Genomic DNA, 23,195 nt, shown 5'->3' on the forward strand with positions numbered 1-23,195 from the left:
AAGTCATTCCGTTCTTATTCCGATTAAGCTAAGTATACGCTATAGCAGCGTTACGTTGCAAGAAGTAATAGCGCTACTCTACGATAGTAACGTCCACTACCCGCGCAAAGTCCAGGCGAAAGTGCTCGTCATTCTCGCAAACAATTCGGAATTGCTTAGCGTAGTCATCCACGTAATGAACGCAGCCGATTACGTCTTTAATCTCGTAGTTAACCCAATATGTAAAGCGCAAGGTTAAGTTCTCCGCCATAGCCTCGCATATAATCCGTTCGAACTCTTCCATTTGCTGCGGATCGACGTCCGGCATTGGTACCCGTTTTTCCTCTTCGCGGAATTGTTTGAGCATTCCGTTGTGCTCCGTCATAAAGAAACCCTGCCATTTAATATTGCCGCGGTCCCGTAAAGTCATGTTAATGCCCCCTTACGGATATTATACACGAACACACGTTCCTTTAAACCACAAAAATAAGAAGCCCCTTTTAAAAGGGCATCTCAGTGCTCACCATATATTTCTTGAGCTCACATGGGCTTTACTCTTTTTTGCTACATTTATACAATTAACACCGCTTAAATATATTCTATAGCGCGCACCCTTCGGTAGAGAAAACTCATAATAACCTTCTAGGGGAATCGAAGAAAGTGCTTGTTCTTCACTTTCTGCTTGAATAACATGTACGAGGCTTTTTCCATCATTGAATTGGAATTCTACACTATATTCATTCATTTGCAACACCTCCTTCTTAATAGATATATTCTACAAAGAATCATTTTTCCCTTTAATTTCCACTTTGTTTTTTTATGTATTCCCGCGCCCATATTCGGACGCGAGCCGTATTTCCTTACTGAATGCGATTTTCCTCGCGGTGCTGAGCGATTCGTGCCCTAACGTCGTCGAGCGAAACTCTGTCACTCTCTTGCGAAACTGTCGTAGTGACCTCGCTTTTGTCGATTAGTAAGCCGTTAGCCTGAAAAAGAAGTTTCGCCATTGCTGCGCTCCCGTTAATCGCGTGTTTAACTACTGCGTCAAACACTTCCGGCAGCTTCGTATGCGTATTCGATACAATCTCCGCCTTTAGCGCCGCTTGAAAGTCCTGCCTCTTGCGCCAGTTTATCAATGTGTTGCGGTGAACACCGATTTCATCCGCGATTTCCTGATAGTTCTTACCTCCGTTATTAGGCTGCGCGAGAAACGAGATAGCCGCCCATTGATCCGCCGTTAATTCGTGTTTTACTCCCATTATAATTTCCCCCTTTTAGAATCTTCTTCTTAATCCTTGAGCAAATTCTCTATGAAAAATTTCATCTTTTTCTATCTCTCTAAAATATTTCCTCGTAGCTTCCGCGAGTTTCCGTCCATCTACTTCGATGACACTGTTCTGCTCCGTGTTCCGCGCAATCTTACCGAGGTATCGAATAGCCTCCGCGTCTGACATAGAACCTCCGTCACTTACTGACGGTTTGGATGCCGGAGTATAGGACGAAAGTAAACGGAACAACTGCGACTGTTGCGCCTCCGTGAGAATCATCTCGTTTTTCAACGCGCGAATGTCTACTTCGTTGTGCAGCTTCGGAAATTCTCGCAAGCCTGGCACTCCGCCCTCATGAAACTTCGGCTTAGCATCGCGAGCAATTCCGCCTTGGTGCTGTTGTGGTCGGTTGCCCCCGTAGAAGTTCGTCGTTACGTTTCGGCTAATTGATTCGATGATGCTTACGCCTTTCGTAACGGACATTCCGAGTTTTTGGTTTAGCGTGTCCGCGTATCCGATGTGATTCGTAACTTCGAAATCTTTGTAGACGTACTCTTCTAGTCCAGCATTTACGTCGCGTACATAATCCATTTTGTTTGTTACGTCGAAGTCTTTAAATATACCGGCTTCAAGATTTGTATTGACCCAATTCACGTAGTCCTCTTTAGAAGTGATGCCAAATTCTTTAAATATCTCGCGCATTAATTTGTCATTAATCATATCCGCGTAAGAATTTTTATCAGTAATATTGAACTCTTTCATGATGTACTCAGCTAATGTAGAATTTATTTTCTCAGCATAGGGTTCCCTATCCTCAACATCGAACTTCTTCTCGATATATTCACCGAGCTTACCGTTAAGCAATTCCGCCTCCGCCGAAGCCGCAGCAGTTTCACCGTAAATATCAACGATTTTATCGCGGACAGCTTGATACGATCCTAATTGCTCGCCCAGGACTCCGAGTTGTTCTTTCTGTTCTTGCGTAAGCCCTCCGGATTCCTCCGCTGCGGTGCGAATCTTATCGATCTGCAGTTGCGTACCGATAATCGCTTCATTTATCGCATTGATTTCGTCACCTTTAGCCGCGGTGATGTCGGTTTGAGTGAGTTCGAGCTGCGCCATTTGCGAATTAATCTCCTTAACCTTCGATAACTTTTTCTCGGTCGCTTTGAGATCCTCGCTATTGGTCTGAATATTTTCGAGTAGTTGCGCCCGTTCATCTAGTAGCGCCTGTTTGCGTTGTTCTACCGCGATAAGGTTCGCTTTAGCCGCTCTCTCACCCGCTGCATTTCCTTCTTCCTTATGCTTCGTAAGAGCCGCCTCTGCTTCCGCTTGTTCTACCGCAATGGCTGATAATTCTTTTTCTAATTCTTGGCGTTTAGCATTATCTGCGTTAATCTCAGCAAGTAATCGTTTCTGCTCGGCTAGGTTATCGTTATAATTCGCCTCTGCCTTCGCCTTTTGATTGTCGAGTTCTAGTCGTAAAGCTGCCCTCTGTTCAACGTTAAGCTTACGCAAAGATTCTGTTTCCTGAGCAAGCGCAGTTCCTTTCTTCGAAATCGCTACTTCCGTCTGAGGCGCCTGTTTAATAACCTCGTCATTGAGACGCAAGTATTCGGACATCTGATCGTTTGAAAGGCCGGATTTCTCTAGTAACGCAGCTTGCTCGTCTTTTAGGCGTTCGATTGCCGCCGGATCGATTGCTTCGTTAAGCTCCGAATTGATGTCGACGAAACGCGCAAGCTCATCCGTCGTTAACTGCATTTTATTGCGAAGACCTTCGAACTTCTCGATCGTCTGCTCCGTGGAATCCGCTTGCTCTTTTAGAGCGTTCGCATTTTCGAGAGAGACTTCGCTATTACGTGCCATTTCGTCTCGAACTCCGACTAATAGACCCGCAGCAACCGATAAGCCAAGAATAAGCCAGCCGGTCGGACCCATTGACGCGTATAGTAATTTAATTGCTCGCGATAGCTTAATCATAGACGTTGCCGCTAGCGCAAATCCGGCGGCAGCTGCGGTAGATTTGAGCCCAGTTGCGATTAATGCCGGGTTGATGTCGCCAAACATGCGGACGAGTTCCGTGCCAGCTTCGACGATTTCTCTAAACGGTCCTAAAAATTCATTCCCAATACTGATGCCCACTTCCTGCATGGCGGATTGAAAACTCTTGAAGGATCCGATTAGTGTATCGTTCTGCACCTTCGCAACTTCTGCTGCTGTACCTGCGGAGTTCTCTAACTCATTCGTATAACTCGCTAATTCGTCTTGTCCTACGTTGAGTAAGGCTATGAACCCCGACATACTCTCAGTGCCAACTAACTGCGCCATTGTAGCCGCCTTTTGCGTTCCGTTCATATCTTTCATTCGGTCGTTAAGGTGGCCAATTAACTCCGGCATTGATTTCATCTCGCCCGCTGAATTTTTAACGTTGATTCCCAATTCGTCCATTAGCTTTGCGGACTTGGCGGCTGGCTTGTTAAGCATTCCGAGTCCCGCTCGTAAACTTGTGCCGGCCTGTGAAGCCTGCACGCCTGCATCGCTCATGCGCCCCACAGCCGCCGCTGTCTCTTCGATCGACCATCCCATCGCATTTGCGACAGGTGAAATATACTTCATCGCCAGCGAGAGCTGGTTAAGATCCGTATTTGCAGTCGTCATTGTCTTAGTTAGCACGTCGACAACGCGTCCCATATCTTCCGCTTCAATGCCGAATCCAGTCATAATATTTGACGCAATATCTGCAGTAGATGCCAAATCTAATTGAGAAGCAGCCGCCAAATCAAGAACGCCTGGCATAGACGCGATAATTTTATTCGCTTTAAAACCCGATTGTGCTAAAAATCCCATTCCTTCTGCCGCTTCCTTCAATTGTTATAGCAAGGCTCTTTATCCTTACTTCTCACCCTTTCGAATGAGTATCGGACTATATCATTACCCTCGTCTTAACGTTAGGGCATTCGGCGCTCGTGGAGATTTCATCTGTACTAGATTACTTTCTCTAGTCTCTACACCTTCTCCGTATCCCTACGGAGCTAGGCTCGGGATTAGCGTAGCGAAAACGCCTTAGCCTTCCCCGAATTCACCGAATATTTTAGGTTACGAGTTTCCCCGTAACTGGCCAATACTTGCGTTTAGCCGAGAATGTCGTTGTCGCACCGAGTTCACGGACGGTTTCTTCTAACGCAGCAAATTCCGTTTCTGTAGCGCCCGATACAGCGGCAACCCTTGCTAAACTTTGTTCGAATTGAGCCGCTGTAGCTACCGAGCTTGCCACTGTTGCGGCTACCGCTCCGCCAAGTGCGAGAGCTCCCGTTTCTAGAGCCTTGAGTGAGCGTTGTGAATTTCTTGCGGAGGAATTAAGATCGCCCATCGAGTCGCGCGCGCTGTTGAGGTCGCGTTGGAATGAACTTGTGTTTAAGAGTAATTCCGCTTTAATTTGGCCGACTAACGACATTAGCGCCCACCTCGATCATGAAAACCTTTGAGTAATTCCGCGATATCATCGTCATCCAGGTCGTACTTGTCTAGCGTACTTTGTGCGAATGATAGTCTTTCGATATACTTATCGAAGCCTACTTTCTCGATAAAATCCGCAAGTTCGCCTTTGAAAGCTTTCTCTGCTATGGCATATATAGTACCCACCGCGTACCCGATCTCACTTGATTCCTGGCCGTTAAATTTGCGTACATTCTCCATATATAAAGCCTCCTAATTTGTTTTTTTGCATACAAAAAGGCCCGCATGGAGGCGGACCCGTTAATATTTTTTGTTTACTCCTGATTTAATTTAGATAAAAGCTCATTAATTTGATCTAGTATTTCATCAGGTTTAGATTCCGGTTCTTTTGTTACTTCCGCTTCTTTCACCTCCAACCTCTTCTTTGCAGCCGCGAATACAGTACGACTGTCGTTCGATCCGTCCATCTTTGCTAATAAACGCGCATTATCAACGTCTTCTTGTGAAAATGAAGAGTTAGTTGCGAGTTTTTCTCTCAGTTGTCTCTTAACGATGTGTGGATTAAATTTCTTATTATTATCCATCAATAGTCACCCCCACCGGAACCTCACCATAACTTAGTGCGCGTAAATCACGGTCAGTAATAAAGTATTTTTCTTTTTCGAGTTCACTGCTAAATTTAATTGGTTTTAACTTGTAGTGATAGCTGTCTCCTAACTCTGCCCTAGCAGCGTTTCTCTCACTTTCAAACTCTTTAACTACTCCGTTATAAGCAAAGACCGCTTCACTAAATTCTTTCTTAACCGCAAGTAAACGCTCAAGAACTGGTTCCATCTTTTTTTCCTTGAACTTACTAAAGAAATCGCTGTTGAACGCATCGACAACATCGTCCGAACTAATTTCCTCATTCGCAATTGTCGAGAATAGATACCGTTCCTCAGTGCGTCGCTCGACTAACTTTTCAGCCGCTTCAATCTTCGCAGCGAGCTGGTCTAGTTTCTTATCAACTGGCTTATCGGTTTTTACTGACTCCGCGATAGTCTTTTCATACTCAAACTTTAAAGCGTGAACCTGTTCAATTGCGTCTTGCTCGCGTTTAGCATATTCCTGACCTTTTTCGTTTCTTTTATTTTTCTGCTCAATGAATTGCTCAATGAATTCAAATTTCATAATTATAACCCTCCATTAGTTTGTTTTGAATTTTTGTTACTAGTTTAATAAGGAACGCGCGGAACCTCGAAGGTCGCGGCAACTCCTCCACCGGCTGTATCTCATATAAATCGTACAGAACTTCCGTATCCCTCTCGATAACACGCTTAGTCTCTACGGTATCGCTTCGGTGTTTAATCCGTCCGAACACTCCGGTCGTACTTAGCGTTTCACCGAACAACTCGCGAGTAGACGTCCATAATTCCGGCGCCGACACTCCGTATTCCTCAGCGAGAATGCGTATCCGGCGAATTGCACCGGTCGCATCTTCGTATTGCATTACGATTTCATCCGCATACTCTCCGTCAGCATCGTAGAGAATCGCGACAAGGAACGGGCTGGCTTCGACCATTTCGACATTGGCTACGACTAGACTTCGCAACGCTCCATCTCCTTAATATATAAATTTTAGAAGCTATGACCTTAACCCTCTTATAGAGTAAAAATTTCTTTCACATAAAAAAGAGCCCATAGAATTGGGCTCTATCTAAAAAAACTCTCCATATGGGAGAGTCTTAATGAGATCAAGCAGTGATCCCTTCTTTTTTTATGTCATTCATGTATTTAGTTTCAAGGCGCTTTCTGTTCATATGGAGGACATTAAAACTTACCTTAAAAGGTTTTTTGCTATAACCTTCATAAATGCTCTCCATTAAATCGCCATAAGAAAAATACCCAGTTTTGTATAGAGCAAAGAGTAATCTTGATTTCTTTTGAAAGATATATTCAAACTTTTCAAAAGCCTCTGGGCTTAATTCCCCTTTCTTTTTCATTTTACTCAAAAACTTCTTCTTTTCAGCATACATTATATTAATGGCAATAAACGGCATTCTGATAAAAAGATCGAAGAAAATCAAAGTTAAGTAAAGAGAAGTTGCTAAATCCTTGGTAAATGCAAAAAAGTTAAGCATCGTAAACAATACGAACAACATTAAAGCAAACCCCATGATTATAGCAATGTTACTGAGAATGAACATGTTTTTCCATCCCCTTTCCGGCGTCCTTTCCTTTTTGGATATTATTATCCAACTTTATCCAATGGCTTAATGTTAATGTGCCCAAAAACACAGTAGCATAAACCAATTGAATACAAAGTAAAAAATTATTAATACCCATACCGAACGAGTAGCCAAGAGAATAATCACTATTTAAAGTTACTTCATAAACTTTTTGAGCGTCATCTACAGTTGCGATGGTTAATATTCCTATTACACCTAATATATTCGCGATCATTGCAATGATTCCTGCAAACCAAATGAATTTCACTATCCATTTAAAGAAAGATTTTATTTCTAATAACGGATAAAATTCAAGTAAAATCGGCGAAAAAAATATCGAATGAGTAATGAATAGATTTCTTGAGTCAGATGGTATTCCACCTACAAAATTTGCCAAACAAATTCCGACAGCAAAGATAATTACTTTGATAGATTTCAAGGGTCAGACACTCCTCTACCAGGATAGTCCGACTAAACATATCACATTTTTCAATTTATTGGTAGATAAATAGTGATTTTTTCCACTTTTATGTCATAAATCTTTTACACTTAACAAATAACCGCCTGCTGTTTCGATAAGCACGTTCATGAATCCGAGCTCTCTTATGCGGTCGATAGCGTCGTCAATCACTAATCGACGGACTATTTCGCGTTTCGTATCGTCAAATGTGCGGCTGAACTCGTTAACTAGCTCTCCGGTTTCTTCGTCTACGATTTTCGTTAAGGCTATCGTTCGACCGTTTTCCGGATCGGTAATGCTTATCGCGATGATCGCCGTTCCGTCCACGTCGTCCACCTCCTCGTTCAATGCGAGGCATTTTCCAAAACCGTTGTGGCCTTCGCAAGTGTGTAAATTCTTCGAAGCTCTCGACAAGCCAGCGCACAAACGGCGCATTGTAGTCGTCGAATCTCGTATATGCGGCTGTTTCAGTCCGCGTTTTATTCCCATCGTTCCTCGGCATGACACACTCTCCTTTTTGATACGTATATTGCTCGCATATTAGTAAAATCGCTTGATTACAGCAACGGTAAATCGTTTTGAATACAAATACTCACGCAACTATTTCGAAGGCTAAAAAGCCGCCATATCAACGTTTTGCGAACACGTCAAATAAACGCACCAACTAAACGTTGAGGTACGCTAAAAGTAGTACGTATATTGCTCGCATATCGCAAAAATCGCACGAAATAAGCGACGCTATTTCCTTCCGAATACTAAACCCTATCCGACCCCATTTTCGTCTTCTAAAGCGACGTTTTCATCAGATACTAAAATGCCTCCGAGAAGGTGACGCGCAGCTCGTTTACGGTGCGACGGGACTCGGAATTGGACTCCGATGAGTTTTCCGAACTTAAAATAATCGGCTACAATCTCGAAATCTTTGTAACTGCGTTTCAAACGTTTAATAGTATCGCGATCCTGGGTGTAGCCCATTAAATTCTCACTAGAAATGCGCCAGAGTTCATTATTTACAGTGCTCATGTGATTCGACCCTCTTTAAATTCTTGATAAATTTCAAGAATTCGATTTAATTTAGTATGGTTTAGCTGCAATTCATCAATTAGTCTAGCTTTTACCGGTACAGTCAATGGTTTTCTCTCCTTCTCAATGTCATTAACATAGCCGGCCGAGATATTTAGGAGATCGCCGAACTCTCTCATCGAACAGTTGTAGACGACCCTTATCTTTTGAAATGTTTCATGAGTGATTTTCAAATACCTTCACCTCCACCAATTTTGTTAGCGAATAAACATTCACTTTTACGGAAAATAAAAAGCGACCCCACTATTTAAAGTAGAATCGCCTCAACGATTTTCAACTATCGGCCGAGTAGCTGAAAATTTCCTTCCCTATATACCTTTTTGTCTGCGGCTAAAATTTCGTGCTCTTTTGCGTTCATATTGGAGCTTTTCCTGTGAATACTTCGCGGTAAGATAACTAGAAATCTCTTTTGGTTCCATATTTTTAATTTCAACTTTTCCTGGCTTACGATCCTTTCTTGATTTAGATACTACTTTCTTTACTTCTTTCGGCTCACTAATCTCACCGCTATTATAAGGAACTTCCCTTTTGGGCTTAATTTTACCGCAAAAGTTGTCATCTCTATTTCGAGCCGCGATTATTAGGTCCAACTTCTCGTTCGAATAGGGTACCTCTTTTTTCCATGATCGCGAGAGCATTTTACGTTCATCAGTCCAAAATGGGTATTCTAACCAGTAAGCATAATGATTTTCTTTCTCCTTTGGATTTAATAGAGCTTCATCAGCTCGTTTTTTAGCTTTTTTTAAAGTATCCCTTTTAATCTTGCATTCTACAGAACATGTTCTACTATTATTTGGCCTTGTCTGATCGCGATAATAATAATGACAGTATTCACAACGTTTTATCTTTTTATCTTTCTTATCATGAAGTTCACCACTGAGCAATTGATTAACCTTTCGCAAAACATCTCCCTTACTCTTTGACTCAATAAATGATTTTGCGAATTCTATGGCGCCCTTGCCTGGATTTTCATATTTCATTATGTCCCCTCTTCTCTCTAAATTTAATGTTCATTTCTAATCCTCCCATTCACCAACCTCAAAATTTAAGGTTAGCCCCTTATACTCTTATTAAGGTTTTAATTCTTTACGCAATTAATGTCTATTACTATCTTGCCTGCGTTTTCTTTTGAATTAATCTTTATTTGTGTGCTTTACTCCGCGTTCTTTTACGAAGTAAAAGGCGCTAATGTTTTATAGTTCTTAGTACATTAGTTCTTAATACATTAGTTCTTAGTTCTACTTAAAATCTAAGGTATGGTGTCCTCAATATTTAAGGTCAGCTATACGTAATATTTAAGGTCGCTCTTAAAGTCGCCCTATCATAGCGTCAATTTCATCCTCTTTTTGAGGCATCCCGTATATCTCCGCTTCTTCCTCGCGTACTTGTTCTAATATTTTCATAGCCTCCTCATACTTTTTACAGGCGACAGGAAATCTACTTCTGAAATCCTCAATAGACAATGGCGTAGGAAAAGAATAAATGTGAAAAGGTTTTCTGAACTTATGTGTTCTGAAAACATCAAGCAAACCTACTTTTTCAAGTATCTTGATGTGTTTGCGAAGCGTTCCATCTGACATAGCCAATTCGAGTTGCAAACTTCTTTGCGCTGGCCATGCTTTTTCAAAATGAGCATGCTCGCTATTAGTATTGCGATGTTGAAAAAGGGCACGATAAACATCCAATGATGCACTTGTAACGCAATAGTCTTCATGTGTCTTTCCTGTCTCCATCCACGGCTCCCGGTCCTTTTTTTATCCGCGTGACCTAGAATCGTATACAAGCCGATCTCATTCGGATATTTAACGAATCCACCCTCATAAATGTGTTTATAGTAATCTCTCAACTTTTTCACCTCCCTCCGTTTTGCCCTCATAGCATAGTACCCGCGGTATTTTCACCTCGCGCAGTTTTGCGCATAAAAAAAGAACGCCCTCATGAGCGCTCACTCTCCCCCTCGAAACATTTGCGTCAGCTTACCGAATCCCACGTATTCCTCATCGTCTGTATTAATGAACCATTTTCCGTCCTCTCCCGTCTCCCAGCACATACTCACCGCGAAGCTGGCTCCGGTATCATCCTCCGGCAGTAAGACGTAATTAGGACGTATCAGCACGCCCTCAATCTCCGAAGTTGCTATCGTTCCGAACCTATCTCTATGCCGCAATTCTACTGCGACTGTTTGTATCGCCATTTTTCGTTCCCCCTTTGCGTAAAAAAGAAAAGCCCGGACGCTTTCCGCCTGGGCACGTTCTATCTCCGACTTATCCGATCGGAGGGTCGATTCGGTTAATTACGGCGATAAATGCTGCCGATGCGACTGCCGCAAGGTAAAGTGCCTTCTTCATAACGTCTCACCTCCTTTCTCGGAAGCATAGCGCTAGGCCATCCGCAGGTAACAGTTAATGGCGGATTCACGTTCGCCATAACGCTCGAGCTCCTTACGCGGTAAGACTGCGAAATGAAGGTCGCCGGATGCGATAAACTCTCCGTACCCGTCCCACATAAGATCGACGTCACCCTTTGCGAGAGCTACGCAAAACGTGCTCATGGGCTTGTTTGTCGATTGGCTTGCGTATTTCTCAGCCGTCGCCACGTCGCCTCTTTTCGCAGCCTGGTACGCCAATTCGGTCGGACTCGTCGGCCGGCAGTCGCGGCCAAAGTGAACGAGAGCGAAGTCGATATTCTCTTTCATCTGACGTAAATACTTCTCGCTTGCTCCCGTAGCCTTTGCGCGATCATAGCAAGCCTGTAAGTCCGAAATAGTCCGGTCTTCATCCTCGTGTAAGTACGAGATGCCGGTGACAAAGTACGATTGTGCCGCGAGACGAGGTGCGAAGGTTGCCGCCTTCACTATTCCCGCATAGTATCTCGCTTTCTTAACGTCTCCGCGATAGAGATAGCTGTAAGAGAAGATTTCCGCGAGCCTAACTAGAAAACTATCACGCAAGAAACTGTTATTTAGCGATCGAACCTCCGCCTCTAGCGATTTACCGACTTCGAACATTAACGAATGCTTGCCCGCCTTGAATAACGCATATACCTCGATGATCTTAATTAACGTAGGTAACTCGTTACTATTTGCGACGCCCATGCACTTAATCCGTTCGTTTAGTTCCTCCGCGGTGATTTCACGAGCAGTATATCGAAGGAATTCCGTATAGAGCCTGGCGAATTGAGCGTTTTCCCTGCGATATCCCTCAACATTCTCGTCGATTAGAGTTCGGAGCAGTTCCGTCTTGCCATTAACCGAAGACCATTCCATCGCGCATCGCTGATTTAACGCTGTTTCTAGCTTCGACACCCACTCCGCAATAACTTCCGTGTAGTTTTCCGGAAACAGATACGCAGCTATTTTTACCATCGCGCTAAATCCAATCTCACTAGAGGAATTTACGAGTCGCGATACGGTAGGTACACTTACACCTGCTATCTTTGCGAGTTGAGTTATGTTAATATCCGCAATTACCATATGATTTTCAATGATGCCGCCAATTGATTCTCGTTTATTTGCTTTCATTGCGTAACCTCCCAAGCTCATCTGCGAGCGCAATTATAGTAAGACCCGATGAAGTTCCGACAAACAAGATACACCATTGCATAAGAGTTAACGTCATGAGATTACCTCCGTAATAGTTTGTTGCGGTGACAGCTTCCGATACTAAGCACAGCGGGCCCTTGCTCCGCTTAATGCCGGGCTGTTCTTTACGGTTGGAGGCTCATACGTCTTGCCTACTGACGTACGAACGGTTCCGACCTCACCGTCTTACTTGCGATCAATTTCCGCTAATCCTTGCCGGGATCCATTCGACCTGTTGCCGAAAATTACTCGACTATTTGATCGAGCGAAAAGTTAACGACGTTCTTAGAATCAAATTGCGACGAAATCATAAAGTCATATAATGAAATTTCTCGCGCAGCTTTCAAATAGTTAATTGCCGGAATGCCGTCCAGCTTTTTACCGAGAAGGATACTGCCAGCCTGCGGAATATATGGGCCGTCTTCCACTTGATAAACACGGACTATTCGTACAGTGTGAGTATCCACAAATAACGCCCAGGAATCATTGAATAATTGCGCATCAAGCTCGATGCCTTCTGAGAAGCGAATGATTATTTTATCCACGAACTCTCACCTCGCAAGTAGGATCAAATGAGACGGGAACCAAACCGTTCAATGCGCGTTCAACTTTATATTTCTTATGGCACTTTGCGCATAATGTAGATTTAACAGATTGATACTTGAGACAGGCTGAACATTTTTGAGTTTTCATAAACCATTTCCTCCTAATATCGTTTTGAGTTATTAACTTTATGAGTTAATATTAACTCTATTCGTTATTAACGTCAAGCGTTATTTGTGATAAAATTTATATAAATTTGAGAGGGGGAGTTTGAATGGTAACTATTACATTAAAAGAGATATTAGAAAAACGAGGAAAATCTATGTACCAGTTAAGTAAAGATACAGGCATTCGACCAAATACAGTTGGACAATGGGTAAATAGTCCTGGAACTGTAAAGTCAATAACCGTAGACACGTTAGATCGTTTTTGCGAAGCTTTAGATTGTGAGATAGAAGATATTATTAAACACAAAAAAGACGCCCTCGATTAAGAGGACGCCTGGTTACGTTTTATTTGATTAATCTCGTCGCGGATTTCCCTATTTGATTGTTCATACGATCTCAGGGACCCTAATATCATTCCAATCCCCAGAAACAGAATACCGCCCAAAACCCCTCCGAATAAAGTTGTGAGCGCCGAATCAACCTCCACATCATGGAGTGCCTTAGCGGATTGGTACTCCATTTGTGCAACTTCATTATCAGGGAGCGTTTCTGCAATATCTTTCGTGTCATTGAATGTTTCTCGATCGATAATTATAAATGAAATCCCTCCAACCAATACCCCAAAAGCTATACTGAGAGCACCTACTACCTTTAGTAATTTCTCCATCGAAAAACCCAGCAAAACTATCTCCCCCTTCGTTATAAAGAACTTTTTCTAATATATTCCACATAATAAAATTTAATCCTTTATTTACGTTTACATGCTTTTGTTTATCGATGATCAAGGTTGTAGATAACTAGAGGAAAAAGGTGGTATAGATGATTAATTACTTGATATTCTTCGGATTACTAATAAGTAGTCTTATCATATTCTTTATCCACAAGGTGAAATATCAAACGCAGCCAATTAACGAGGAGTTTGACAAATGCGAGAGTCCCATTGAACGTCGATTGTATAGAGCTTTACAACACAACGGTTATCGACTAGAGACTCAAGTTCATTGCGGTCCATACCGAATTGATATCGTTTTATCTGCGTTCAATATCGCAATCGAATGCGATGGCAAACCGTTTCATTCTTCTGTAGAACAAAAAGCGCATGATCGTAAGAAAAACACTTATTTAAGAAAGAACGGATGGAAGGTGATGCGTTTTAGTGGCCGGCAAATAAACCGTAATATAAGCAACGTTATAACCCGAATCGAAAACGAGATACAACGGAAGTAACAACACTACTTTATCATGATAAAGCGAAGTTAAAATTGTTGTGCGTAAGGTTCAACCGCCAGGCGCAGGCTCTCACGTACCCGGGCCTTGGGGTATGCGAGTTTTTAAAAACATTCGAACAACATTCGACAAGAACCGCGTGAATACTGTATACATTTTTAGTTTACATAAAAAATCTTTTAGGAAGTCGAATAATTCACAAATGTTGATTTGACGCGGTTTGTTGACTTCCGTTTATTATCGAATATGCACGATTTTATACATCGTTAATCTACCGCGCTTTCCAGCCGTTAACCACCACCGCAATACTGTACGATCTTGTATGAAATACTGCATAAACGAGCCGATCCATTCGACACCGTTTGTGCATCGAACCCCGTGAGTTGCGACCATGCCTCCGTCCCAGGCGGTGCTGGTTGACGGTATGTGTGTCGTGATGTGCCACGGTGTAACGCCCCGCAACGTACGTCTAACCGTGTTCCTTCATATAGTGCGGACGATATGACGCATGTTACATCGGTGACACATCGCACCTTTCCGAAAAATTTCGAGGGTCGCCCGTCAGGTCGGTCTCGTTGATAATCCGCCCCATATGCACATATACGCACACATACCGCATTCCATAACGGTATGCCTATTCGTCTGTCGTATCCTTGCGCCTATCACTTTCGGAAGCCATGCGCCCCTCCCTAACGATGCGTTCAAGCTCCGGCCGTAGCACGCTATAGAACGTATCCACCGCCTCTTTAGACGGCTTGCTCTGCGACTTCTTCTCCGACAACACCCTCGACCACCTTTCGCAACCATGCCGGCCTATATCCGGATTCACGGCGCCTAGTTTCAGCGAACATACCACGCAACGTACCGTATAGATACGCAGGAATAGGACTTCTTAATCGCCCTGCCTTTGCGCTGAATATCGTTTGCTTAAACGCCATTATCGCCGTATCAATCGCCTCATATACTGGCGCATCTATGCCGGCATGCTTATGCGCAAGTAATACACGGCCCCATAACGAATAGATAGTCGAAGCATCACCGAAAAATGGACGGACAGCTTTTACGAATTCTTCCGGAACATTTGACGGAGTGAACGTATAGTCCATTTGCGCCGATCCCTGACGTGTATTTAATTTTATAGTCGAGGTTTCTTTAGTACGGGAAGACCTTTCGTCCTTACTGCCGCATGGACTTTCGCGGTTGATACGACCGGACACTTTCGATTGGACATCTCCGATATTTGCGCGGATAATACATACGTCATAACCTCGACCGCCCTTCGCCCTGACCGTAGGAATGCGCCGAATAATGCCGAGCTGCTCAAGCGTCTTTAGGGCGCGCCTAACAGTTTTCTCCGACTTCTCGATTAACTCCGCTAATGTGGCCGCCTTCAACCACGAGACGCCGGGAATCTTACACGAATAGCGCGATACGGTTTTCAGTACGGTGACGGCCGTTTTGTTAAGCTTGTCCGCGTGGAAATAGAGCGCCTGTCTTACTCCCTCATTCAGCGCTTCGAGAGAATGGAACGACTGGTAGCGTTCATAGCTATCGAAATATGGCATGCGTTTACCTCCGGATTTGAAGACGCTTGCCCATCCATGAAAATCGCGGTATAATGGTTCTATCGGGAACCTACTTAGCGACAGTAGGACGGGCGCTCATCCTTGCCGGGATGGAGCGTCTTTTTTATTTGTCTAACGTTTGATCTTTCTGTCTTTATTCAACTTGCCAAGAACTTCATTAAGCGGCGAGAAATCCGCATGTTGTTTCTTTAGTGACTTCTGCGATAGATGAGTATAACGAATAAGCATCCGCAAATCAGAATGACCCATTAACATCTGTAAATGCCGAATATCCATTCCGGCCTCTAGCGCCATAGTTGCGCCGGTATGTCTGAATAAATGCGGATGGACTCTCCGGTCGATCCCTGCCCTCTTCGCATACTTCCGCAGTTGATTACGAAAGTGATTCGGCTGCAAACGCTCACCATAATTCGCAAGGAACACGTAATCCGACTCGAATTCCTCCGTCTCTTTTAATAACTCACGCAATAAACTGATCGTCTTTTTCTGTAACGGAATAATACGCGATTTCCTACTCTTAGCGACCGCAGCTCTAACGATTACTATTTGCGCGGAAAAGTCTACGTCTGATTGCTTAATAGACGTCGCTTCATTTATCCGCATGAAAGAGTCTATAAGTAACGTCATAAGCACGTAGTCCCGAAAGTCGCTGTATTTGCGTTGGTCCGCTGCGTTCAATAAGGCGCGAAGCTCGTCCGCAGTTAATACCTGGACATCTTCGTCAACCTCTCGAACGTATTTGATTGATTGCGTCGGATTACTGTCAATTACATTTTCGGATTCAAAGAATCGAAAAATAGTCTTTAATGATTTTAAACGGTCGTTCACACTACACGGAGATAATCCAGGCGTCTTTACTTCGTCGGGCTTGTACTTATGGCCGTCAAATTTAACGCGATCTTCTAACATCCACGCTACATAATCGCGGATTACCTTCGTGCTGATGATATGAACGTTTCGTTCTATCCCTTTCGCGTCCAAATATTCCGCAAAGAAACGATAATATAGGCAGTATTTATCTACCGTAGACTCCGCCCTTCCCTCCGCTATTTTAGAATTAATAAAACTCTCGAAAAGAGCGTCCATATCGGATATAGAATACTTATTAGCTGCGGCAACTCTTTTTTGTTTAACGGATTTACCTTTGCGCAAAACAAAAAACGCCCCCTATCCCGATTGATTTCGGAATAAGAGACGTTATGACTGGTGCTGTACACCGTTTTATGTAGTAGCGCTAATCTCCGGTTAAGTCATCGGTAAGTCACCGACAAGTCAACGTTGATGTGGCGCGGTTTCATTCGTATGGTGATCCGTATTGGGCTCGAACCAACGACCTCTACCCTGTCAAGGTAGCGCTCTCCCAACTGAGCTAACGGATCAATTAAGACATTTATAAATATACATGAAGTTCTAAAGAACTGTCAATCCTTTCATGGGAAAATATTAGAAAAAAGGGCACCGAAACGATGCCCTTTCATTTATCCGATTCGTTCTTCTTTATCTCGCTTTTCACGCTCTTCTTTATCAAGGGATTCCTCTCGATCACGCAGACGATGCGCTAGGCGACTAGATGCATTTGCCGCAATGCTTGCGATGAGATCATCAAGGAAGGTATGAACACTTTCCCCTACTTTTGTATCAAGCTTTTCGATGATACCAAATTTTTGTTTATCAAGATGACCGAATGTCGTAACCGCAATACTACCGTAGCCGAATACGGCACCAAGTGCGATTGTTTCATCAACACCAAATAACCCTTCATCCGTCTCCACAATGGATTGAAGTGGTTCAGAAAGCTTCCCTTGTTCCGCTAGCTTATCTAGTTCAATTCCAACCAGAACCGCATGCTGGATTTCTCGTTTTGTGAGAACAGCCTCAACACTTTCGACACAGTCCTCCATGGAAAGGTCATCTACATATGGGGATTGCATTTCGTAAACAATTTCTGCAATATCCTCGATTGTAACGCCACGTTCTTTTATTAGGGCTTTTGCTGCTGCTTCTGTTTCTCTACTATGGATGCGCTTCTTCATAATAAGACCCCTCTCTGTAAACGATAAATAATTATGTGTTAGAATCATTATATCACTAATGTTTTTTACATTGTCAAACAATCAAACTATTTCAACAATTTTACGGGAGGCACTGCAATGAACCGAGGTACATACAAAGATGAAAGCATCTACAGTCACTATTTAAAAGAAGAAATTCCTTTCCAAGTTTATTTACCATATAATTATTCACCACTATACAAATACTCTTTTCTTATCGCTAATGATGGGAGCGATTACTTTAAATTAGGAAGACTTGGCCGCACAGCCGATGAACTAATTGAAGATGACGAAATAGAAGAGCTCATTATTGTAGGGATTCCCTATAAAAGTGTGGAAGATCGCTGGAGAAAATATCACCCAGACGGAGAGCAGTCAGATGATTATCTTCGTTTTCTTGCGAATGAACTTGTTCCTTATTTAGATGAACAGTATGCTACCTACCATCTTGGTTATGGAAGAGGATTAATTGGGGACTCTTTAGCAGCTACAGTCGCTTTGCGCGCTTCTCTTGACTATCCAAGAACGTTTGGTAGGGCTATCCTTCATTCACCATATGTAGATGAGGCAATCATCAATAAGGTAGAGGACTTTGCTGAGCCTGAGTTGCTATCTCTATACCATATTATCGGAACAGAAGAAACAGAAGTACCTACAACAGATGGGAAAACAAAAAATTTCATTAATCCGAACCGTAAATTAAATAAAATTATAAAGGAAAAAGATTTTGATTATTTCTACGATGAATTCGAAGGCGGTCACCTTTGGAAGAACTGGCAACCGGATATGAAACGCTCTCTTTTACACATGTTTAAACTCTAAGTGAGTCAATCGTTTCTTATTTTTGAATTTTTGGTATAATTATAAATGGAACATTATATGACTTGTCATTAATGGCAATCGAGTATATTAACCAGGAGGGAATGGAATATGAAATACGGCATTGCAATTTTCCCATCGAAAAAACTAGCAGACGTTGCTAACTCCTTTCGAAAACGTTATGATCCGCACTATGCGCTCATTCCACCACATTTGACTTTACGCGAGGGCTTTGATGCAACGGAAGAAGAGATTCAGAAATTAACACCTGTGCTACACAAAATCTCTGATGAGTCTAAACCTTTTTCAATGCATGTTTATAAAGTAGGATCTTTTAACCCTGTTAACAACGTGCTTTATTTTAAAGTGAAAGACAATGAAGTTCTTGATGATTTGCATAGAAAGTTAAATCCTGAAGAGGCACTTTCGGAACGTGACTACAACTTTGTTCCTCACATTACGATCGCACAGAACCTTTCGGATGATGAACATTCTGATGTATATGGTAGCTTGCAGATGAAAGATGTTAATCACGAAGAAACGATCGATCGCTTCCAGCTTCTTTATCAATTAGAAAATGGAATGTGGACCGTTTATGAAACGTTCCATCTTGGCAAAGTTCGATAATGGAAGTGAAAGTCGTTCAATCGAAGAAAGAGTTGGATGATGCTTTTCAAGTAAGACAGACTGTTTTCGTTGAAGAGCAAAAAGTACCCGCTGAATTAGAAATTGATGAGCACGAGAAACACGCTTATCACTTTGTAGCTTACGATGATCACCAACCTACAGCTGCTGGTCGTTTTAGAGTATTAGATCATATAGCTAAAGTTGAACGAATCTGTGTGCTAAGGGACTATCGTAAAACAGGCCTCGGACAGATTCTAATGAATTCAATTGAAAAACATGCGAAAGAATTAAACCTTAAAGAAATGAAGCTTAATGCACAAATGACGGCTGTGGGGTTTTATGAGAAACTCGGGTACACAACAGTTTCTGGAGAATTTATGGACGCTGGGATACCTCACGTCACAATGATAAAAGCACTATGACACTGGTTTCTAACCAGTGTCTTTTTATTTGTAGCTCCTTCGATTAATAATGTATCCTCTCTCCAACCTGTATATTTTTTCTTAAATATAATCGTATCAACAAAAAATTCTAAAAAACCAATTAAATCATCCTTTTTCGTGCATGCTAAAATTGATGCAAATTGAATTGGAGATGGTGATCTGTGGGTATTGGATCAATTACGTTAGAGCTACTCGTTGGCTTTCTAGCTTTACTCGTACCAACAAAGGCACTTGGTAAAACACAGATTACTCAAATCACACCTTTTGACTTTATCTCATCACTCGTACTTGGAGAACTTGTAGGAAATGCGATTTACGACAAAGAAGTCAATATTTTTTCAATTATCTATGCAGTCTTACTATGGGGTATATTAATTTATATTGTGGAATGGATTACACAGAAATTCAGAGGTACGAGAAGCATTCTTGAAGGAAATCCTTCTATTGTGATCAGTCACGGAAAAATTAATCGGCGTCAACTTCAAAAAAACAAGTTAGATATCAATCAATTACAAAATCTACTTCGACAAAAGGGTGTTTTCTCACTTCGAGAAGTTGAATTCGCCATTCTTGAAACAAATGGAAGCATTAGTGTATTAAAGAAGTCAGATTATCAGCAGCCGACAAAACAAGATTTTGATCTTAAACCAAAACAGGGTTATTTATCAGTTGATATTATTTCGGATGGGAAAATCGACTGGGAAAACCTTCATGATGCTGGTTTCAATGAGGAATGGTTGAATAAAGTTCTTAAGGAGCATAACATCGATCATGCTGAAGATTTATTAATATTGGAGTGGCAACAGGATACAGGTGTTTTTCTACAAAAAATAGATAAGGATTAGGCGATCTATACTACCAATCCTTATCCCAATTTTAAATAACGTACATCCTTAATCATATGGATCATTGTGATAGGTAAATGAGATGTTTATGGAAAGAACCACAATCATCTACCTAAACTGTATAATTATTATTCTTGCCATTGGATCAATTTTGGATTAGGATCAAGAATACTTTCATACTGCCCTCTTTTTCCATATACAGCTTCCGGATCTAGTTTAAGATACCGGTTGTATTTCTCTGCTCGCAGTTCTTCGGTAGACCATCCTAAATGCTTAATTCTTAAACAAGATAAGCTATTGGGAAGCTGAAAAATATTCTCAGGATATCTTCCACAATGCTGTTTCTGTTCTTTCCATTTATAAATGAAATCGTTTTTGTATCTTAATAAAAAGGGACGATAAAGATGGTGAGCATTCCATTGTTCATCTTCTCGATAGTTCTTTCCGTCCCACATATCATAAATCCGGAAAGAAAACAGATCAAACTCTTCTTGGTTTGTTAGCGCTCTAAGTTGTTGAGCGACGCCGTCCTCAAACATCTCATCAGCATCCATGTTCAGAATCCAATCAGGATTTGTTTCAATTGTTTTCTCCCATTGCTGTTTACGGAGAGTGATTTCATTTGAAAATTTGGATTCGCTATTATGAATAAGGGTTAACGGAATATCCTCTAGTATTTTTTTGCAAATTCTAACTGAATTGTCCGTGCTTCCATCGTCTATGATCACAGCCGCATCAATATAATCCAGGTGCTTTCTTAATACATTTTCTAAGTATTTTCCCTCTTCATTTTTAATAACCATAGACAACGTAATTCGTGGTTTTTGAGAAGTTTTCAGTTTCTTATCCGCTACAGGCATTTCAATCACGTCTTCCTCCAAGTAATCATTTACACCTTCAAGGTCCGATTGCCGATAAAGATGATAAGGAGGGTAATGAGTGTCCGCCCATAAAGAAACACCAAGGGCACCCGCTCGAATACAAAAATGACGATCCTCTCCCCAAAATGTTAAATTCGGGATCTTTTTGAAGCATACCCCTTTTTCAAGCGCATTCCTTGAAAGTAATGTACATGCACCAAGCCCGCCTACTTCATAAACACCTGGTTGCCTTAATTGATTGATGAAATCACGATATCGCTGTGCTTCTTCTGAATCGTTTAGTTCTTCACCAGGTTTTTTTTCAAATTGAGTATACTCGTCAGTAAGCCATACTTGAGGTTGTTCCATCGCTTCAGGCTGCCATCTAGTCCAGAATACCTCGGATATAATATCTTTCTGTTGTGCAACTAAATGTTGAATCGTTTCCTTTTGTAAGACAAGGTCTGAATCCACTAGAAAGATATAATCAAATTTATGTTCTTTTGCATGTTCAATCATTGCATCCTTAAATTGAGCGACCTTCCATACGAGGCTTTCATTCCAATAATGTGTCATCTGATTTTTTCGGTACTCTTCTTCAGAATCAATATCCTTAATCATCACTTCCTGCATTTCCTTTTGAAAATCCTTTAACAATAACGTTGATTTCTTATCCTTATTGTCGTTAATAAAATAATAATAAAATGATAACCCTTCTTGATTTAGCCGTTTCAATGACTTCAGAAAATACCTTAGAATCTCAGGATCTTGCCGAATCGGGCTTGCTATTAAAACCTTCTTTTTAACTGAAAGAAGCCTTATTTCAAGATACTCTTTATTCTGCACATATTTAGAGTCACCTGGTCGAGTAACTCCCGCCATTTCATTATAGTAATAAGCAGTTTCATAATCTCCTAGAACATCATAGCAAACACAAAGTTGAATATACGGAATCCAATTTGAATAGAAACGCTTTTGGGTACCTAAATTATCTTCTTGAATGGTTGTTTTCGTAGCTAATTTATACCAAAATATAGCAGGTTGATAATCCTTCTTTTCAAAGAAATAATTGGCTACCTTACAGCAAAATTCAGGTCTTGGTGTAGTATAAGAAAAAGAATGAAGGATAAAGCGCAAACTGTCTGCCTTCTTACCAAGGGCAGCATAACAGTCAGCAAGCTTTGCACACGTTGCCACATTGTCTTCGATCCAGCCTTTTTGTCCTTCCAAAAATTTCTCATAATACTCAATTGCCGTTTCGAATTCGCTATGGTCTTTAAGCTCATTAGCAAAATAATACATATCTCTAGGAGTAAATTGTTCTCCACGTTCTAGCCTTTCTTTATAGATCGTTATATTTCTAGTTGCATCATGATGGATGGGATTATGAAGAACAGAAATCTCACTGTTGATTATATTACCACCAACTTCTAAATACTCATGAACTGCCCCGATCCACTTGAAATGACGCTCTCGCCTTACTAGACGATTTCGCATCAAACTCGAAGTCACATTCCCAAATTCATCTAAGGAAAGGTTGTAGTGCATCCTTACTGAATCGACAGAGGGATCGAGATCGTTCTTCAACTTCTTCAGCTTTTGACGGTCTTCTTCTAGAAAGACATCGTCCGCATCAAGCCATAGAATATAATCCATTGTCGCTTTAGAAAAAGCAAAATTACGAGCCTTCGCAAAATCATTTACCCATTTAAAATCAAAAATGTTTGCTTGATAACTTTCAGCAATCTCCTTTGTCTTGTCATCGGATCCTGTATCGATAATATTAATCTCATCAACAATGTCATGAATGGAATGAAGACATGTCCCTAATACAGCTTCTTCATTTTTTACAATTAAGCATAAACTGATTGAAACCAAATCTCATTCCTCCTAATAAATAGATCTATTCACTTATTTCAATGGTGGTATAGTTGGTCTTTTATAAATAACGGGACTCCCATGGTTACAAGAGGATGCTATAATGATTTAAA

At 41.6% G+C, this 23,195-nt stretch carries 31 protein-coding genes and 1 tRNA gene; 6 read left to right on the top strand and 26 right to left on the bottom strand.

What is annotated here, in order from left to right:
* Positions 1 to 73: 73 nt before the first annotated feature.
* The 19 genes from ACIFPW_RS03330 to ACIFPW_RS03420 all read right to left on the bottom strand — a co-directional run bounded on the left by ACIFPW_RS03330 (position 74) and on the right by ACIFPW_RS03420 (position 12,581).
* Positions 74 to 409: a YolD-like family protein gene (locus ACIFPW_RS03330; RefSeq protein WP_430241995.1), complete on the bottom strand. Its 336-nt coding sequence runs from the start codon at positions 407 to 409 to the stop codon at positions 74 to 76.
* Between the two features lie 90 nt (positions 410 to 499).
* On the bottom strand, positions 500 to 724 hold the full coding sequence (locus ACIFPW_RS03335) for a hypothetical protein (protein WP_430241997.1): 225 nt from the start codon (positions 722 to 724) through the stop codon (positions 500 to 502).
* Positions 725 to 839: 115 nt separating this feature from the next.
* The gene (locus ACIFPW_RS03340; RefSeq protein ID WP_430241999.1) at positions 840 to 1,238 is read right to left on the bottom strand and encodes a phBC6A51 family helix-turn-helix protein; all 399 of its coding nucleotides are present in this window, start codon (positions 1,236 to 1,238) and stop codon (positions 840 to 842) included.
* A gap of 15 nt (positions 1,239 to 1,253) precedes the next feature.
* A complete protein-coding gene (locus ACIFPW_RS03345; RefSeq protein WP_430242001.1) occupies positions 1,254 to 4,118 on the bottom strand; it encodes a phage tail tape measure protein in 2,865 nt (954 codons plus the stop codon).
* Between the two features lie 223 nt (positions 4,119 to 4,341).
* Complete coding sequence (locus tag ACIFPW_RS03350) at positions 4,342 to 4,704, bottom strand: phage tail tape measure protein (RefSeq protein WP_430242003.1); 363 nt, start codon at positions 4,702 to 4,704, stop codon at positions 4,342 to 4,344.
* Positions 4,704 to 4,946 (bottom strand): hypothetical protein, encoded by a 243-nt coding sequence (locus ACIFPW_RS03355; RefSeq protein WP_430242005.1) that lies wholly within the window; start codon positions 4,944 to 4,946, stop codon positions 4,704 to 4,706. Before ACIFPW_RS03355 ends, ACIFPW_RS03350 begins: the two co-directional genes overlap by 1 nt.
* A gap of 74 nt (positions 4,947 to 5,020) precedes the next feature.
* A complete protein-coding gene (locus ACIFPW_RS03360) occupies positions 5,021 to 5,290 on the bottom strand; it encodes a hypothetical protein (protein WP_430242007.1) in 270 nt (89 codons plus the stop codon).
* Positions 5,283 to 5,876 (bottom strand): hypothetical protein, encoded by a 594-nt coding sequence (locus ACIFPW_RS03365; protein ID WP_430242009.1) that lies wholly within the window; start codon positions 5,874 to 5,876, stop codon positions 5,283 to 5,285. The genes ACIFPW_RS03360 and ACIFPW_RS03365 overlap by 8 nt, the downstream gene beginning before the upstream one ends.
* Positions 5,866 to 6,297 carry a hypothetical protein gene (locus ACIFPW_RS03370; RefSeq protein ID WP_430242011.1) on the bottom strand — a complete coding sequence of 144 codons (432 nt, stop codon included), beginning with the start codon at positions 6,295 to 6,297 and terminating at the stop codon, positions 5,866 to 5,868. The genes ACIFPW_RS03365 and ACIFPW_RS03370 overlap by 11 nt, the downstream gene beginning before the upstream one ends.
* A gap of 142 nt (positions 6,298 to 6,439) precedes the next feature.
* Positions 6,440 to 6,847, bottom strand: coding sequence for a hypothetical protein (locus ACIFPW_RS03375; RefSeq protein WP_430242012.1), 408 nt, complete (start codon positions 6,845 to 6,847; stop codon positions 6,440 to 6,442).
* Between the two features lie 28 nt (positions 6,848 to 6,875).
* Positions 6,876 to 7,352: a hypothetical protein gene (locus ACIFPW_RS03380; RefSeq protein WP_430242014.1), complete on the bottom strand. Its 477-nt coding sequence runs from the start codon at positions 7,350 to 7,352 to the stop codon at positions 6,876 to 6,878.
* A gap of 93 nt (positions 7,353 to 7,445) precedes the next feature.
* Positions 7,446 to 7,700: a hypothetical protein gene (locus ACIFPW_RS03385; protein ID WP_430242016.1), complete on the bottom strand. Its 255-nt coding sequence runs from the start codon at positions 7,698 to 7,700 to the stop codon at positions 7,446 to 7,448.
* A 435-nt stretch (positions 7,701 to 8,135) separates the two neighbouring features.
* A complete protein-coding gene (locus ACIFPW_RS03390; protein WP_430242017.1) occupies positions 8,136 to 8,396 on the bottom strand; it encodes a hypothetical protein in 261 nt (86 codons plus the stop codon).
* Positions 8,393 to 8,629 (bottom strand): helix-turn-helix domain-containing protein, encoded by a 237-nt coding sequence (locus ACIFPW_RS03395; protein ID WP_430242019.1) that lies wholly within the window; start codon positions 8,627 to 8,629, stop codon positions 8,393 to 8,395. The genes ACIFPW_RS03390 and ACIFPW_RS03395 overlap by 4 nt, the downstream gene beginning before the upstream one ends.
* 135 nt (positions 8,630 to 8,764) lie before the next feature.
* Positions 8,765 to 9,436: a hypothetical protein gene (locus ACIFPW_RS03400; protein ID WP_430242020.1), complete on the bottom strand. Its 672-nt coding sequence runs from the start codon at positions 9,434 to 9,436 to the stop codon at positions 8,765 to 8,767.
* A 327-nt stretch (positions 9,437 to 9,763) separates the two neighbouring features.
* Positions 9,764 to 10,189 (bottom strand): hypothetical protein, encoded by a 426-nt coding sequence (locus tag ACIFPW_RS03405; protein ID WP_430242022.1) that lies wholly within the window; start codon positions 10,187 to 10,189, stop codon positions 9,764 to 9,766.
* A 212-nt stretch (positions 10,190 to 10,401) separates the two neighbouring features.
* Entirely contained in the window at positions 10,402 to 10,650 is a 249-nt protein-coding gene (locus tag ACIFPW_RS03410) for a hypothetical protein (protein ID WP_430242024.1), read from the bottom strand.
* A gap of 186 nt (positions 10,651 to 10,836) precedes the next feature.
* Entirely contained in the window at positions 10,837 to 11,976 is a 1,140-nt protein-coding gene (locus tag ACIFPW_RS03415) for an AimR family lysis-lysogeny pheromone receptor (protein ID WP_430242026.1), read from the bottom strand.
* Positions 11,977 to 12,281: 305 nt separating this feature from the next.
* A complete protein-coding gene (locus ACIFPW_RS03420) occupies positions 12,282 to 12,581 on the bottom strand; it encodes a hypothetical protein (RefSeq protein WP_430242028.1) in 300 nt (99 codons plus the stop codon).
* A gap of 272 nt (positions 12,582 to 12,853) precedes the next feature.
* Here ACIFPW_RS03420 and ACIFPW_RS03425 point away from each other — a divergent pair, with 272 nt between their 5' ends.
* A complete protein-coding gene (locus ACIFPW_RS03425; protein WP_430242030.1) occupies positions 12,854 to 13,072 on the top strand; it encodes a helix-turn-helix domain-containing protein in 219 nt (72 codons plus the stop codon).
* Here the strand turns inward: ACIFPW_RS03425 and ACIFPW_RS03430 are convergent.
* Positions 13,069 to 13,428, bottom strand: a complete 360-nt coding sequence (locus tag ACIFPW_RS03430) for a hypothetical protein (RefSeq protein ID WP_430242031.1) — start codon at positions 13,426 to 13,428, stop codon at positions 13,069 to 13,071. The two genes, ACIFPW_RS03425 and ACIFPW_RS03430, sit on opposite strands and share 4 nt — an antisense overlap.
* A 137-nt stretch (positions 13,429 to 13,565) precedes the next feature.
* Here ACIFPW_RS03430 and ACIFPW_RS03435 point away from each other — a divergent pair, with 137 nt between their 5' ends.
* The gene (locus ACIFPW_RS03435) at positions 13,566 to 13,973 is read left to right on the top strand and encodes an endonuclease domain-containing protein (RefSeq protein ID WP_430242033.1); all 408 of its coding nucleotides are present in this window, start codon (positions 13,566 to 13,568) and stop codon (positions 13,971 to 13,973) included.
* A 237-nt stretch (positions 13,974 to 14,210) separates the two neighbouring features.
* Here ACIFPW_RS03435 and ACIFPW_RS03440 read toward each other — a convergent pair whose 3' ends face one another.
* The 5 genes from ACIFPW_RS03440 to ACIFPW_RS03460 form a co-directional block, all read right to left on the bottom strand.
* Entirely contained in the window at positions 14,211 to 14,366 is a 156-nt protein-coding gene (locus ACIFPW_RS03440; RefSeq protein ID WP_430242035.1) for a hypothetical protein, read from the bottom strand.
* A 353-nt stretch (positions 14,367 to 14,719) separates the two neighbouring features.
* Positions 14,720 to 15,538: a helix-turn-helix domain-containing protein gene (locus tag ACIFPW_RS03445; protein ID WP_430242037.1), complete on the bottom strand. Its 819-nt coding sequence runs from the start codon at positions 15,536 to 15,538 to the stop codon at positions 14,720 to 14,722.
* A gap of 132 nt (positions 15,539 to 15,670) precedes the next feature.
* Positions 15,671 to 16,711 carry a tyrosine-type recombinase/integrase gene (locus ACIFPW_RS03450; RefSeq protein ID WP_430242039.1) on the bottom strand — a complete coding sequence of 347 codons (1,041 nt, stop codon included), beginning with the start codon at positions 16,709 to 16,711 and terminating at the stop codon, positions 15,671 to 15,673.
* A gap of 151 nt (positions 16,712 to 16,862) precedes the next feature.
* Positions 16,863 to 16,938, bottom strand: a tRNA-Val gene (locus ACIFPW_RS03455).
* 99 nt (positions 16,939 to 17,037) lie between these two features.
* A complete protein-coding gene (locus tag ACIFPW_RS03460) occupies positions 17,038 to 17,592 on the bottom strand; it encodes a phosphatidylglycerophosphatase A family protein (RefSeq protein WP_194221240.1) in 555 nt (184 codons plus the stop codon).
* 117 nt (positions 17,593 to 17,709) lie between these two features.
* On the opposite strand from ACIFPW_RS03460, the gene ACIFPW_RS03465 reads away from it, so the two are divergent.
* The 4 genes from ACIFPW_RS03465 to ACIFPW_RS03480 all read left to right on the top strand — a co-directional run bounded on the left by ACIFPW_RS03465 (position 17,710) and on the right by ACIFPW_RS03480 (position 20,344).
* Positions 17,710 to 18,432 (top strand): alpha/beta hydrolase, encoded by a 723-nt coding sequence (locus ACIFPW_RS03465; protein WP_430242041.1) that lies wholly within the window; start codon positions 17,710 to 17,712, stop codon positions 18,430 to 18,432.
* A gap of 108 nt (positions 18,433 to 18,540) precedes the next feature.
* Complete coding sequence (locus ACIFPW_RS03470) at positions 18,541 to 19,056, top strand: YjcG family protein (RefSeq protein WP_430242043.1); 516 nt, start codon at positions 18,541 to 18,543, stop codon at positions 19,054 to 19,056.
* The gene (locus ACIFPW_RS03475; protein WP_430242045.1) at positions 19,056 to 19,478 is read left to right on the top strand and encodes a GNAT family N-acetyltransferase; all 423 of its coding nucleotides are present in this window, start codon (positions 19,056 to 19,058) and stop codon (positions 19,476 to 19,478) included. Before ACIFPW_RS03470 ends, ACIFPW_RS03475 begins: the two co-directional genes overlap by 1 nt.
* Positions 19,479 to 19,660: 182 nt before the next feature.
* Positions 19,661 to 20,344, top strand: a complete 684-nt coding sequence (locus ACIFPW_RS03480) for a DUF421 domain-containing protein (protein ID WP_430242047.1) — start codon at positions 19,661 to 19,663, stop codon at positions 20,342 to 20,344.
* A gap of 128 nt (positions 20,345 to 20,472) precedes the next feature.
* On the opposite strand, the gene ACIFPW_RS03485 is transcribed toward ACIFPW_RS03480, so the two are convergent.
* Positions 20,473 to 23,082, bottom strand: a complete 2,610-nt coding sequence (locus ACIFPW_RS03485; protein WP_430242049.1) for a glycosyltransferase — start codon at positions 23,080 to 23,082, stop codon at positions 20,473 to 20,475.
* Positions 23,083 to 23,195 lie beyond the last annotated feature (113 nt).

The organism is Pseudalkalibacillus sp. NRS-1564 (assembly GCF_050467905.1).
GTDB classification, from domain to species: Bacteria; Bacillota; Bacilli; order Bacillales; family Guptibacillaceae; genus Guptibacillus; species Guptibacillus hwajinpoensis_B.

Excerpts from the sequence above, each read along its gene's own strand:
- ACIFPW_RS03475 (WP_430242045.1), top strand. The coding sequence starts at position 19,056 with ATGGAAGTGAAAGTCGTTCAATCGAAGAAAGAGTTGGATGATGCTTTT.
- ACIFPW_RS03330 (WP_430241995.1), bottom strand. The coding sequence starts at position 409 with ATGACTTTACGGGACCGCGGCAATATTAAATGGCAGGGTTTCTTTATG.
- ACIFPW_RS03415 (WP_430242026.1), bottom strand. The coding sequence starts at position 11,976 with ATGAAAGCAAATAAACGAGAATCAATTGGCGGCATCATTGAAAATCAT.
- ACIFPW_RS03440 (WP_430242035.1), bottom strand. The coding sequence starts at position 14,366 with ATGGTCGCAACTCACGGGGTTCGATGCACAAACGGTGTCGAATGGATC.
- ACIFPW_RS03435 (WP_430242033.1), top strand. The coding sequence starts at position 13,566 with ATGATTAATTACTTGATATTCTTCGGATTACTAATAAGTAGTCTTATC.
- ACIFPW_RS03445 (WP_430242037.1), bottom strand. The coding sequence starts at position 15,538 with ATGCCATATTTCGATAGCTATGAACGCTACCAGTCGTTCCATTCTCTC.
- ACIFPW_RS03400 (WP_430242020.1), bottom strand. The coding sequence starts at position 9,436 with ATGAAATATGAAAATCCAGGCAAGGGCGCCATAGAATTCGCAAAATCA.
- ACIFPW_RS03355 (WP_430242005.1), bottom strand. The coding sequence starts at position 4,946 with ATGGAGAATGTACGCAAATTTAACGGCCAGGAATCAAGTGAGATCGGG.
- ACIFPW_RS03465 (WP_430242041.1), top strand. The coding sequence starts at position 17,710 with ATGAACCGAGGTACATACAAAGATGAAAGCATCTACAGTCACTATTTA.
- ACIFPW_RS03410 (WP_430242024.1), bottom strand. The coding sequence starts at position 10,650 with ATGGCGATACAAACAGTCGCAGTAGAATTGCGGCATAGAGATAGGTTC.
- ACIFPW_RS03470 (WP_430242043.1), top strand. The coding sequence starts at position 18,541 with ATGAAATACGGCATTGCAATTTTCCCATCGAAAAAACTAGCAGACGTT.
- ACIFPW_RS03350 (WP_430242003.1), bottom strand. The coding sequence starts at position 4,704 with ATGTCGTTAGTCGGCCAAATTAAAGCGGAATTACTCTTAAACACAAGT.
- ACIFPW_RS03375 (WP_430242012.1), bottom strand. The coding sequence starts at position 6,847 with ATGTTGTTCGTATTGTTTACGATGCTTAACTTTTTTGCATTTACCAAG.
- ACIFPW_RS03360 (WP_430242007.1), bottom strand. The coding sequence starts at position 5,290 with ATGGATAATAATAAGAAATTTAATCCACACATCGTTAAGAGACAACTG.
- ACIFPW_RS03425 (WP_430242030.1), top strand. The coding sequence starts at position 12,854 with ATGGTAACTATTACATTAAAAGAGATATTAGAAAAACGAGGAAAATCT.
- ACIFPW_RS03365 (WP_430242009.1), bottom strand. The coding sequence starts at position 5,876 with ATGAAATTTGAATTCATTGAGCAATTCATTGAGCAGAAAAATAAAAGA.
- ACIFPW_RS03390 (WP_430242017.1), bottom strand. The coding sequence starts at position 8,396 with ATGAGCACTGTAAATAATGAACTCTGGCGCATTTCTAGTGAGAATTTA.
- ACIFPW_RS03405 (WP_430242022.1), bottom strand. The coding sequence starts at position 10,189 with ATGGAGACAGGAAAGACACATGAAGACTATTGCGTTACAAGTGCATCA.
- ACIFPW_RS03460 (WP_194221240.1), bottom strand. The coding sequence starts at position 17,592 with ATGAAGAAGCGCATCCATAGTAGAGAAACAGAAGCAGCAGCAAAAGCC.
- ACIFPW_RS03340 (WP_430241999.1), bottom strand. The coding sequence starts at position 1,238 with ATGGGAGTAAAACACGAATTAACGGCGGATCAATGGGCGGCTATCTCG.
- ACIFPW_RS03335 (WP_430241997.1), bottom strand. The coding sequence starts at position 724 with ATGAATGAATATAGTGTAGAATTCCAATTCAATGATGGAAAAAGCCTC.